The 13119-nt window shown below is 43.3% G+C and carries 10 protein-coding genes; 1 reads left to right on the forward strand and 9 read right to left on the reverse strand.

All coding sequences use genetic code 11. The features are described from left to right. Window positions 1-7 precede the first annotated feature (7 nt). Window positions 8-1387, reverse strand: coding sequence for an NAD-dependent succinate-semialdehyde dehydrogenase (locus RCH20_RS00910; protein WP_327192259.1), 1380 nt, complete (start codon window positions 1385-1387; stop codon window positions 8-10). A gap of 74 nt (window positions 1388-1461) precedes the next feature. After that, on the reverse strand, window positions 1462-1743 hold the full coding sequence (locus RCH20_RS00915) for an agmatine deiminase family protein (RefSeq protein WP_327192260.1): 282 nt from the start codon (window positions 1741-1743) through the stop codon (window positions 1462-1464). A gap of 122 nt (window positions 1744-1865) precedes the next feature. On the opposite strand from RCH20_RS00915, the gene RCH20_RS00920 reads away from it, so the two are divergent. After that, on the forward strand, window positions 1866-2009 hold the full coding sequence (locus RCH20_RS00920; RefSeq protein WP_327192342.1) for a cupin domain-containing protein: 144 nt from the start codon (window positions 1866-1868) through the stop codon (window positions 2007-2009). Window positions 2010-2120: 111 nt separating this feature from the next. On the opposite strand, the gene RCH20_RS00925 is transcribed toward RCH20_RS00920, so the two are convergent. From RCH20_RS00925 to RCH20_RS00955, 7 genes are all read right to left on the reverse strand, one after another. Beyond that, the gene (locus RCH20_RS00925; RefSeq protein WP_327192261.1) at window positions 2121-3440 is read right to left on the reverse strand and encodes a glycosyltransferase; all 1320 of its coding nucleotides are present in this window, start codon (window positions 3438-3440) and stop codon (window positions 2121-2123) included. Between the two features lie 205 nt (window positions 3441-3645). Beyond that, complete coding sequence (locus tag RCH20_RS00930) at window positions 3646-4518, reverse strand: TIGR03915 family putative DNA repair protein (RefSeq protein ID WP_327192262.1); 873 nt, start codon at window positions 4516-4518, stop codon at window positions 3646-3648. Window positions 4519-4738: 220 nt separating this feature from the next. Continuing rightward, the gene (locus tag RCH20_RS00935; RefSeq protein WP_327192263.1) at window positions 4739-6007 is read right to left on the reverse strand and encodes a putative DNA modification/repair radical SAM protein; all 1269 of its coding nucleotides are present in this window, start codon (window positions 6005-6007) and stop codon (window positions 4739-4741) included. A 408-nt stretch (window positions 6008-6415) separates the two neighbouring features. After that, window positions 6416-6892 (reverse strand): transcription elongation factor GreA, encoded by a 477-nt coding sequence (gene greA, locus RCH20_RS00940; protein ID WP_209956789.1) that lies wholly within the window; start codon window positions 6890-6892, stop codon window positions 6416-6418. Between the two features lie 339 nt (window positions 6893-7231). Beyond that, entirely contained in the window at window positions 7232-10510 is a 3279-nt protein-coding gene (gene carB / locus RCH20_RS00945) for a carbamoyl-phosphate synthase large subunit (RefSeq protein WP_327192264.1), read from the reverse strand. Between the two features lie 126 nt (window positions 10511-10636). Next, window positions 10637-11878, reverse strand: a complete 1242-nt coding sequence (gene carA, locus RCH20_RS00950; protein WP_327192265.1) for a glutamine-hydrolyzing carbamoyl-phosphate synthase small subunit — start codon at window positions 11876-11878, stop codon at window positions 10637-10639. Window positions 11879-12327: 449 nt separating this feature from the next. Beyond that, the gene (locus RCH20_RS00955) at window positions 12328-12879 is read right to left on the reverse strand and encodes a phosphatase PAP2 family protein (RefSeq protein ID WP_327192266.1); all 552 of its coding nucleotides are present in this window, start codon (window positions 12877-12879) and stop codon (window positions 12328-12330) included. Window positions 12880-13119 lie beyond the last annotated feature (240 nt).

Here is a 13119-nt window from a genome sequence, read left to right on the forward strand (position 1 = left end):
GCTGAACCTACGCGTTGGTTTTATCACGAATCAGCTTATAGTTTAGGAACTCAGTGATGCCAAGCGTACCAAGCTCGCGACCAAATCCTGAACGTTTAACGCCGCCAAACGGGATATTGGCTTCGCTACCAGAAGGTGTATTGATATAGACCATACCTACTTCTAACTGCTCAGCAATCTCTGCTGCCAATGCCGAATCTTGAGTTTGGATAGAAGCGCCCAGACCGAAAGGCACGTCATTAGCAATCTTGATAGCGTGCGCTATATCATGGGCTTTATAGATGACGGCAACAGGACCGAATAGCTCCTGACGATAGACATCCATTGAGTCATCGACATCGGCAAGTACTGCAGGCGCAAACCAAGCGCCAGGCTTATCCTTGACTATGCCGCCTTCAACCAGAACCGTAGCGCCAGCCTGTATCGCACCATCTAATTGCTCTTGCAGATTAACGGCAGCGCTCTTTGATGACATCGGTCCAATAAAAGTATCTGCATTTAAGGGATCAGATAAAGTCATAGCTCGGACCGCATCGGTAAAGCCTTGTACAAACTTGTCATAGACAGCTTCAACGATAATTAAGCGCTTAGCAGCATTACAAGCTTGTCCTGTATTACCAAAACGACCTGTGATGGCGTCCGCTACTGCCTTCTCGATATCAGCATCTGCTGCGACAATAAAGGGGTCTGAGCCGCCTAGTTCCAAAACAACTTTTTTGAGGGCGCTGCCTGCCTCTTTAGCGACGGCTGCACCAGCGCGCTCAGAACCTGTTAGTGACACGCCCTGAACTCTACTATCTTGAATGATAGTAGCGGCTTGCTCATTAGTGGCAAAGATATTGTTATACACGCCATCAGGCAGGCCGGCGTCCTTTAAAATCTCGACAATGACTTCTGCCGTCTTAGGGCACTGAGGGGCATGCTTTAGGATGATCGTATTGCCCGCCATAAAGTTTGGTGCGACGAAGCGCGCTACCTGATAGTGGGGGAAATTCCATGGCATAATTCCTAGTAAGGCGCCGACTGGAAGCTTTTCTACAGAGGCTGAGCCTTGATCCACTTTAACCTCATCCGTTGCCAATAGTTGCTCGGCATTATCCGCATAGTAGCGATAGATATTAGCGACTAGACCGAGCTCTCCTTTACCTTGGGCGACGGGTTTGCCCATTTCTGTAGTGATCATATCCGCCAGCTCATCTTGACGCTCAGTATAAATATCGGCAATTTTATGTAGTATGGCACTGCGCTCGCTGAGAGGTACTTGACGCCAGTCTTGATATGCATCGTCTGCTTTTTTGATCGCCTGCTGGATATCTTGTTCATTCGCAGTAGGATAGGTGGCTTCAACTTCGCCAGTGGCTGGGTTGGTTACTTGATATTCGCTCATAAAAATTCCTCGGGTTCAAAATCCGTTTTTGGTTATGTTTAAAAAGCTAATTGTAGAACACATAAATCTTGTTACTACGCGTTGACCGCTGCTGGGTAGTAAAGTTGGGTAGTACAATGAATATTGCCGCCGCCAAACATAATCTCTTTAGTATGTACTCCAACTACCTGATGCCTAGGAAAGATTTTTTCAAGCTGCTGAATGGCTAAGTCATCATTTACATCATCATATTGCGGCACAATAATACCGTTGTTACAGATTAAAAAGTTGGCATAAGAGGCTATACAGACATCATTAGGATGATAAGCCCTATAGTCAATGAAAAGTAATATCGATACATAACCTACTGCTGGCATACGTTTTTCTTGCTTGCTGTGCCTACGCAGACAGAGGCTACAAAAAGCTTATACCAGCAGTACCGTCGCGTTTTTAAGGTGTTTTAACTATAGGGTGTTTAAAAGATTTTATTGAAGGCAAAATTTTAATCCGCATTGATGAGATCACGTATCTATTAAATGAGGGCGACAGCTATGTCATTAATACCCACAATCCTCATACTTTTATCAATCCTAGTAATGCTATAACACGTATTATTAGTGCGCACACGCCAGCGACTTATTAAGTCAAAATAAGTCAAAACACAGTACGGTTAATGGGAAGTGATATTTTTAATTGATCCTACCAAAATAGGCAACAAGCTTCTTCTGTTAATAACCGTTGTTGTTAGCGTCTGCTATAAGCTTTCTTTGTTGATCGGTTCTGAAGTAGTAATTAGTTCAGACTTTTCTTTTACAGTTGGCGTTGTATTCTTTATAACGGCTTTACCAGCGAGTTCATTAACAGGTTTAGTCAGCGATTTGACTATAGGTTTAAGGCGCTTTGTGAGCTTACGTGAAGAGTAGGTCGCGGTCCGAATGTTCTCTTCAGCGAGCGACTCATCATGTAACCCTTGATATACCGCAAGGGTCTCTTTAATCATTTCACGCATGGTAAATTTATTGGTCATCTCAGGTCGAGTAACGCTTTCTAACTGATTTCTCACGGCCTTACATAACGCTTGAGCGTTATATTTTTTGACCAATCCTTGCGGATATAATGGCTGTAGAATCTCGCTGAATGCAGCTTGATCCCAGCCAATGACTGGTGTACCCAGGTGAATCGCTTGTAAGGCGTTAATGCCGATAGACTCAGGCTCGTTGGCAAGTGCCATGACGATATTAGCTGCAGATAGCCATTCGCGCATGTCGTTACGCTTGCTACCGACATAGGTAATACGCTCAGCAAGGTTGAGGGCAGTGGTACGCTGGCGGAAGTCTTCGTGAGCCACATCGCCATCTCGATGATCTTCATCCATAACGATAACGTGAATATTAGGAAATTGTTCTTGAAGATTACCTAAGATATCAATGAGCCATTCTTGACCATATTCATTACCGATGACAGTCGGAAATACCAGCCATTTTTTGTGCTCAAGCTCAGGATATTCAGCAAAAGTATGTCGCAGCCAATAGACTGATGGATTGTGCCGGTAAGGATAACGGCGGGTATCGATACCGCGGTAGATACGTTTGATCATCTTTGGGTCAACATCTTCAAGGCGTAGCCCTTTTTTTAGATAATTGGTGACACTATCAGATACCGTGATAATGGTATCGACATCGAGTAGCGCTTGTGAGTATTTATTAATGGGATAAAAGCCATACATGGTCGAGACCAGTTTTGGTGGCCGCTTAACTCGGGCACGCCGTAGTGCTAAATGCAGTATCCAGGCTGGCGTTCGAGAATGTATATGAATGACGTCAGGGTTATATTGCTCAATGAGACGGCGTAGCGGCGCAATTTGTAGCAGGGACAACCAAGACTTTTTATTCATATATAACTGATGATATAGGTTGCCATCGCGCTCTAGGCGTCTGACCAAATCATTATCATCATCGGCACTAGAGATAATAATTGAAGTATGGTCATTTTTGACCAATGCGCGCCCAAGATGAAAGATACCGCGTTCGGATTCATCATGTTTCAAAGACGATAATAAGCGCATCACTTTCATAATAGCGGTCGGCACCCGTTAGGTAATAAGTGGCTATTGTCAGGTAAAAAGCGATAAAACTCAACCTTAAGCAGGGGCTGAGGATGACAAATAGTTTTCAGTAGCGTCATATTTAAACCCTAATTAGCATTTAGTTAGTAGTGCATGAGAAAAATTTAATAATAGATAAAATTCCGTAGTAAATAAAGGCTAATAATAAACAAAGCTAACGACGTTTTTGTAAATGCTCTGCATCAGGAAGGAGTTGTTTTTCGCTTAAATATTTCCAATAACGCTGAGGTAAATACTGTCTATGCAAACGTGGGTTTTTGCGTTCTTTGATATTGACGTTAGTGAAGTAGCCTTGCCAAAACTGCTGATAGCGCTGTTCATCTACACTGTGCACGCTAGCAGGATTACGCAATACCGCCTCATCAAGGTTAGTTATAGTTTGTAAGTTGGCAGGACGAGACGGGGTGCTTTTACTTTTATCATAATAAATACCATAACCGCGGCTGAGATCATAAATCGCCCAGTGCTGATCCTGATAGCGCTGACGAAAATGCTCACCAATTAGTGGTAAGACATTGAAATCAGGCTCCACCCTAGCAAAATAGATATCATCATTGGTATGCTCAAAGCGTACAAAGGCTTCCATTCGGTGCTTTTCACGGCCGACAGATTTGACGTTTTGTGCCAACTGCAAAACGTTTAGGTTGCCTAAGTCTTCCATAACTGCTCGATCAGGATAGTCGATAGCGTACTTTACCACTTGGAATAAAGTTGTTCCGATATCCATTTTTTCAGATAATAAACCCCATAAAATCTGGCGCAACCCAGAACGCCCAATCAGATTATTGAGCTTAACCAGCACCCTTTGCGCTTTATCTGCCTCAGTTGCAACGCTAGTCGCATAATCTATTAATGAAGGTACGTAGCAGTCATTAGCTGTTAGCTGGAGCGCTGTATTATGTTGAATTTTATGGGCATAGACATAAAATACCGCGCTGAGCCACCCTTCAAAACTTGGCTCATAAAGCACAATACTGGGCGTTAAATGACCAATAGGGTAAATCGTGTCTGGTAGCTGTTGTGACATGGTTCATCCTAAAGTAGTCTTAAATATTCTACACAGTCAGTACATTATTATAAACGACTCTCTTTCATTTTGAACTGACTGTAGTGCTATATAGCGGACAAAAAATTTCTAGCCTACTGTGTGATTACGTCATTCCAGAGACTACAAAAATTTCTTTTAGCTATAGTGAACTTATTTTAAAAGGGTTCAGCTATGTCAGCTTTATCAAAGTAAGTCCTGATTAAAATAAGGCCAACTGGCCACTGCGCTGGTCTTTAAATTTAGTTTGCGTTTGTGCCAGCACATACTGGCGAAAGTTATCTCGGGTTAGATGCGCGAGATGTTCATTTTTACCCGTAGTGGCAATGAAGTATTTAGCACGGTTGACCGCCGCGCCCATCTTTTTTAAATGGTATAGAGTCAGCTGATTAAACTTACGTGCTTTGAGAATTTTTTTTGCGGTTTTGGTACCAATTCCCGGAATGCGTACGATCATCTCGTAAGACGCGGTTTGAATATTAACAGGGAAATGCTCGCGATGACGGATGGCCCATGCCAGTTTTGGGTCACAGTCTAGGTCCAAAAACGGTGAGTCAGGTTCAAGAATTTCATGAGCGCCAAAGCCATAAAAACGCATTAACCAGTCGGCTTGGTACAGACGGTTTTCACGTACCATCGGCACTGGCGTGCCAATAGCAGGTAGGCGGCTATCCGCTAGCATCGGTACATAGCCTGAGTAGTAAACACGTTTGAGATCATATTGTTTATAGAAATGACTCGATAACTGAATCACTTGTAAATCAGTTTCATTACTGGCACCGACGATCATCTGGCTAGTCTGACCTGCGGGTACAAATTTGGGCGCTTTTTTATGAGTTTTACGGCTTTCACGGATAGTGATAATTTCTTCTTTTACGGTTGCCATCGGCGCTTTTAATTGTTCATGCGACTTTTCTGGCGCCAGTAAAGCAAGGCCAGATTTGGTGGGTATTTCAATATTGACGCTTAAGCGATCCGCATACAGTCCAGCCTCTAGTAATAACTCTTTCGAGGCACCAGGAATGGTTTTTAGATGAATATAACCGTTAAAGCGCTCACGGGTACGTAATATCTTTGCCACTTCAACCAGTCGCTCCATTGTATAGTCACCACTTTTAAAGATACCGGAGCTTAAGAATAAGCCTTCGATATAATTACGACGATAAAATTGCATGGTCAAATCAACCACTTCTTCGACACTAAATGCCGCGCGCGGTGTGTCGTTACTTTTTCTAGAAGTACAGTAAGCACAATCATAAATACAGTGATTGGTGAGCAAGATCTTAAGTAGACTGACACAGCGTCCATCTTCGGTATAGCTGTGACAAATGCCTGACTGTGACGCATCGCCTAGACCGCCACCTTGGTTTTTACGAGTACCAGCGGAGGAAGAGCAAGAGACATCATACTTAGCCGCATCCGCTAAGATATTGAGTTTGCCCTGCAATCTTTCATAATTGATCGTTGCCATAACTGGGGATTTACCAATTAATTTATGAAGGTTTATTTTATCAAATATGTTGGTAAGTCATTGTAAATAAGGAAGAATCGAGAAAACAATGCGACAATTAGTGTCGTCCAGTAACGGTTATCAACACATAATAATAAACAAAAAATAATTATTTTTACCCACGAAAAAAGGCCTTGAGTGATCAAGGCCTTTAGAATAATGCTAGAGCGTCATAAATGGCTGTATTTCCGCCAAATTGCGTCCGATAGCTAGCTAATATAGTTATAATATTTTCAAAATCATTCGGGTTTGGCGAAAATATATTTCGTTTTTATCGTCATAATCCAATTGATGATAGGCCCAAGCAATAATAACTAAATAGTTCGGTGTCTAAGGTGATATTAAAATAATCTATTAGATACTGTCAAATTACCCGTAGATTACTTCCATAACCTCGTATTCAACCACGCCTCTTGGGGTTTCGATACGCGCTTCATCGCCTTTATATTTACCAATCAGGCCACGGGCAATAGGCGAGTTAACCGAGATTTTACCGCCTTTAAAGTCGGCTTCATCATCACCGACGATTTGATAGCGTTTCTCTTCCTCAGTATCCATATTTTCAATGACCACCGTCACGCCAAATACTATTCGACCTTCTTTCGGTAAGGTAGCGATATCTATCACTTGCGCGCCACCAAGTTTGGCTTCGATGTCACGGATACGTGCTTCACAAAATCCTTGCTGCTCACGAGCGGCATGGTATTCAGCATTTTCTTTTAGATCGCCGTGTTCACGGGCTTCAGCGATTGACGCTGTGATGCGTGGACGATCAATGGTTTTTAACTGCTTTAACTCGGCTTCTAAAGCCGCATGTCCTTGCGGAGTCATAGGGTAGCGTTGCATGTTTTTTCCTTAAACCAATAACATCACACCACCTCCTACTCTTAGTGAATAGTGAGATGGTGTTGGCGTTATTGCAATCAGTGTGGAATATAAAAAAGGGTGGCGTTAAGGCTGCTTAATTGTTGGGTTAATAGTAATTTTCAAGTCTATTTAGTCGCAAGTTGGCGTATTTTTAACTTATACATTCACTAACCAATCAACAATGGGCCTACGTAATAAAAAGCATAGTTGCCGTTTAGCCACTATGCTTTTTGAGTTTAGAACGGTCGTTTTAAAAATATTAACCAGTCTTTAGTAGGATTTTCAGCAAGCCCTACGGTTATGCTTAATTTACTGAATTTATTCAGCCACGTCAATAGCCTTTGCTTGCTCATGCAAATCTTGTAGCTTATATACCTCAAATGGCAGGTCGATAGCATAAGATTTGCAGACCGCGTCGGCTGCTCCTAAAGTAGTGACATAAAAGACTTTGCCTTGTAAAGCGCTACGGCGAATGGAGAATGAATCCTCTTGTGCTTGCTTGCCTTCAGTGGTGTTAATGATTAAATCAATCTTACCATTTTTTAGAGCGTCAACGATATGTGGGCGACCTGCAGTAACTTTGTTAATTTTCTGACAGTCAATACCGTTTTCTGCCAGTATTTTCTGCGTGCCCGTGGTGGCTACAATGTTGAAGCCAAAGTCTGCAAGCTGACGAGCGATAGGAGATATTTGCGCCTTGTCGCTGTCGCGAACTGAAATAAAGACAGTTTTAGTTTCGCCTGCAGTGGGTAAGCCAGGTAAGCGCTCATTACTACCGATAACGGCCTTGTAAAAAGCTTCGCCAAAGGTCTTACCAACGCCCATCACTTCACCAGTTGACTTCATCTCAGGGCTCAAGATAGGATCGACACCAGGGAATTTAGCAAACGGGAAGACGGCTTCTTTGACTGCAAAAAATGAGGGAACAATTTCCTTGGTAAAGCCTTGCTCTTTAAGTGAAGTGCCAGCCATACAGCGTGCAGCAACTTTTGCCAACGAGGCACCGATACATTTAGAGACAAAAGGTACGGTACGTGCGGCACGTGGATTAACTTCTAAAATATAAACGGTCTCACCCTTTACGGCAAACTGGACGTTCATTAAACCAATAACGCCCAGCTCTTTCGCCATAGCGACGGTCTGCTCGCGCATAACGTCGCATAATTCATCTGATAGCGAGTAGGGTGGTAACGAACAGGCGGAGTCACCTGAATGCACACCAGCTTGTTCGATATGCTGCATAATACCACCGATGACCACGTCGGTGCCGTCGCAGATACAGTCTACATCGACTTCGATAGCGTCGTCTAAGAAACGGTCAAGCAATACCGGTGCTTCATTTGACGCCTGTACCGCAGTGCGCAAGTAATGTCTTAACTCGTCTTCGTTATAAACGATTTCCATCGCGCGCCCACCCAACACATATGATGGGCGTACTACTAATGGATAGCCGACGTCCTTGGCTTTTACCAAGCCGTCTTCTAAGCTGGTTGCTAGGGCATTAGTCGGTTGGATAAGATTCAACTGTTGAATCATATGCTGGAAGCGCTCACGGTCTTCAGCGCGGTCAATCGCATCAGGGCTAGTACCGATAATCTTAACCCCAGCGGCTTCAAGGGCGCGGGCCAGTTTCAGTGGGGTTTGTCCGCCGAATTGTACGATAACGCCATCAGGTTTCTCGATCCGCACGATTTCTAATACGTCTTCTAGAGTGATTGGTTCAAAATATAAGCGATCTGAGATATCATAATCGGTCGAAACTGTTTCAGGGTTACAGTTGACCATGATGGTCTCGTAGCCGTCTTCACGCATTGCTAGCGCGGCATGGACACAGCAATAGTCAAACTCGATACCTTGACCAATACGGTTTGGACCACTGCCGATAACCATGATTTTTTTCTTATCAGACGGCTTGGCTTCACACTCGCTATCATAAGTAGAATACATGTAGGCAGTGCTGGTCTCAAATTCTGCCGCACAAGTATCCACACGTTTATAGACCGGATGCACAGCCAAATCCCAACGCTTGGTACGCAGTTGCTTTTGTGATATACCTAGCAGTTTGGCCAAGCGCAAATCTGATAAGCCTTTACGCTTAAAGCGACGTAAGTTTTTCTCAGTTAAACCACCAAAACCTAATGCTTTAACGGTCGCTTCAGTGTTAACAATATCTTCAATTTGTACCAAGAACCAAGGGTCAATTTTAGTGAAATTAAATATTTCATCGACCGTCATACCAATACGGAAGGCATCAGCCACATAGTAGATACGTTCAGGCGTGGGAATAGTTAAGCGATTGGTAATCTCAGAACGGGCTTTATCAGCGCTAAGCGCGCCGTCTTTTATAGCAGCAAAGTCAATTTGCTCATCAAAACCATCTGAGCCAGTTTCCATACCACGTAAGGCTTTTTGCATGGATTCTTGGAAGTTACGGCCGATAGCCATGACTTCACCCACTGATTTCATCTGAGTTGATAACGTATTATCGGCTTGTGGAAATTTTTCAAAGTTAAATCTAGGTATCTTGGTAACCACATAATCAAGTGCTGGCTCAAAGCTGGCGGGCGTTTTGCCACCGGTGATGTCATTTTGCAATTCATCAAGGGTATAGCCGACTGCCAATTTGGCGGCGATTTTAGCAATGGGGAAGCCCGTGGCTTTTGATGCCAATGCTGATGAGCGCGATACCCGTGGGTTCATTTCAATCACAACCATACGACCGGTGTCAGGATTGATACCGAACTGCACGTTAGAGCCGCCAGTTTCAACACCAATCTCGCGTAGTACTGCCAAAGAGGCGTTACGCATGATTTGATATTCTTTATCGGTCAAGGTTTGTGCTGGCGCAACCGTGATAGAGTCGCCAGTATGTACGCCCATCGGGTCAAAGTTTTCAATCGCACAGATGATGATACAGTTGTCGTTTTTGTCACGAACCACTTCCATCTCGTACTCTTTCCAACCAATCAAGGACTCATCGATGAGCAATTGATGGTTCGGCGACAAGTCAAAGCCGCGCTCACAAATTTCGATAAATTCATCACGGTTATACGCGATGCCACCACCGGAGCCACCCATGGTAAATGAAGGGCGAATGATACAGGGATAGCCCATTTTTTCTTGGGTCGCAAACGCTTGTTCCATGGTTTCAGCGGTTTCAGCACGTGGACATTCTAGGCCAATACGTTTCATGGCTTTATCAAATAAGTTGCGGTCTTCTGCCATCTCAATCGAATCTTTGGTCGCGCCAATTAACTCGCAATTATACTTGGCTAATACACCATGTTTGTCCAACTCTAAGGCACAGTTCAGTGCCGTTTGTCCGCCCATGGTTGGCAAGATAGCATCAGGGCGTTCTTTAGTAATAATTTGCTCAACCGTTTGCCAAGTAATCGGTTCAATATAAGTGGCATCAGCCATCGCTGGGTCAGTCATGATGGTTGCAGGGTTGGAGTTGACCAAGATGACGCGGTAGCCTTCTTCTTTTAGCGCTTTACACGCCTGTGCACCTGAGTAATCAAATTCGCACGCTTGCCCGATGACGATAGGGCCTGCGCCAATGATAAGAATGCTTTTTATGTCGGTACGTTTTGGCATAATTAGGGCTACCTTCGTTTAAGTGATATTTTAATTGAGGTGTACTTTGAATTTTTATTTGTTGCGACAGTAGACGCACTAATTGCTCTTAGCGCCTTTTCTATTTATTACTGTTTTTATATTAGATTAAGCTTGGGCCGTTTTAGCCGCTTCCATCATTTCAGCAAACTTATCAAATAATGGCGCACAGTCATGCGGACCAGGGCTGGCTTCTGGGTGACCCTGAAAGCTAAATACGGGCTTGTTAGTCAGCTCGATACCTTGGTTAGTACCATCAAATAATGAGCGATGAGTAGATTTGACATTATCGGGCAAAGTATCTTCATCAACGGCAAAACCATGATTTTGACTGGTAATCATCACTGTACCAGCGGCTAAATCTTGTACGGGATGGTTAGCACCATGATGGCCAGTTTTCATTTTAATAGTATTTGCGCCGCTGGCGAGACCAATCAGCTGATGACCCAAGCAGATACCAAAGGTAGGAATATTGGTCTGCTCGATAATGTGACGGACGCTATCGATAGCGTAAGTACAAGCCGCTGGATCGCCAGGACCATTGGATAAGAAAATACCGTCTGGATTCATTGCCAGCACATCTGCGATAGCCGTTTGTGCAGGAACAACGGTCACGTGGCAGCCACGGTCAACCAGCATGCGTAGGATATTGGTCTTGCTACCAAAGTCATAGGCGACCACGTTATATTTTACTTCAATATGAGTGCCAAGTTGTTTGAAGAAGCCACCAGTACCGCTATCATGAGCACCCGCTGTGTCACGGTTGAGTAGGGTATCTGACAATTCCCAGGTACCTGCTGTCCATTCAAAGCCATCAGGATTACAGCATTCTTTTGCCAAGTCCATACCGGCTATACCAGCGAACTCTTGAGCCAGTTTAATGGCTTGTTGCTCATCATTAGTGCTGATGGTTTCGCCATCAGAGGCAGTCATGATACAGCCATTCTGTGCGCCTTTATCACGCAGTAAGCGTGTCAGCTGGCGCGTATCAATCTCAGCAATAGCAACCGTATCGTGCCGTTTCAAATAGTCAGTTAAGGATTCAGAATTACGGAAGCTGGAGGTGACCATGGTTGAATCACGAATGATGAGGCCTTCTGCCCAAATCTTGTGACCATTACCAGACTCCATGTCCTCGCTATTGGTACCAGTGTTACCAATATGTGGATAGGTTAGGGTAACCAATTGACGGGCGTAGCTGGGGTCAGTAAGGATTTCTTGATAGCCTGTCATGGCTGTATTAAACACCACCTCACCGACACGATGGCCTTGACTACCGATACTTACACCGCGAAAAATCGTACCGTCTGCTAGTGCCAAAATTGCTTGTAGTTCTGTCGATGAATTCAAGGGTTGCCTCCGCTGTGTTTAGTGAGTGCCATTATAATTTTTGGTTAAGATCTTCACCTAAGTGAGCAATTCTTATCTTTATAATTACCACTAAATAGAGTAAGACGAGCGTCGAAGGCAAAAATTTTCCACAAAAAAGCGAGAAGACATTATCAATGAGAACTACCAAACCCACTAGATAGTGAATGAGTAAATCGCATCATGTCCGCTCGCTTAGGCACAGATTTTGTGCATTATATATAACAAACGCCCAAATAGCCAACCGATTTTGTAGCGTAGTAGCAAATAACTAAGTAGTCTGTTAAGAAATAGTGATAAATTTTTTGAGTTAACTGCTTGTTTTGAAATAGATATTAGTCTATTACTACTTATATTATTAACCTTTAAAGCATCTTAATCAAAGTGCTTTAAACAGGCAAGGTATCAAAATTGAGACCTTAAAAATTAAGCTATTTAAATTGATAATGCACCGTTAGACCATAATAATCTGGCGCTAATGAAGGTGCAATGTACAATTGATCATTATAACTTTTGGTTAAATACATGCTACTAGCGACACCTAGTGCTGCCCCAGCCAATACATCGACTGCATCATGCTCGTCGGCCTCTAAGCGGCTATAGGCCACAAAGCTTGCGCCAATATAAGCTGGAATACTATATTCCAAGCCATAACGTTTGTGAATAAAGCTGGCATCTTGAAAGGCGACCGAGGTATGGCTTGATGGAAATGATTTATCATCGCTACCATTGGGTCGTTCCTTATCAATAATTGCTTTTAGCCCATAGGTCACCGCAAGATTAGTGCCGAACGCTTGATAAAATTGCTGACGCCCAGATTTATCATCCTTATAATATGTGCTACCGTAAGCAATTGCTGGTATCGCTATTGCGATAATATCGCCTGCCTTTTCAGTACCAGAGCTATTGGCGGCTTGAGCAGGACTGGCTATAATCAAGCTACTCGATAATAGTATAAAAGCTATATATCCTTTGCCGTTCATGGCTTTATTCCTTAAGCGTTTTATAGTTGAGTGATTATACTATTTGGACAATTATACTGTTTTTGGTGATGATATTATAAAGTCTATACTATTTTTTATAATCCTCTAGCAGCCATTGATCGCTACCTACTAATAATTACTATCAACAATTACTATCAACAATTACTATCAACAATTACTATCAACAATTACTATCAACAAGTGCTATCAACAAGTGCTATCAACAAGTGCTATCGACAA

Origin of the sequence: Psychrobacter sp. PL15, assembly GCF_035984995.1 — a bacterium.
Classification (GTDB): domain Bacteria; phylum Pseudomonadota; class Gammaproteobacteria; order Pseudomonadales; family Moraxellaceae; genus Psychrobacter.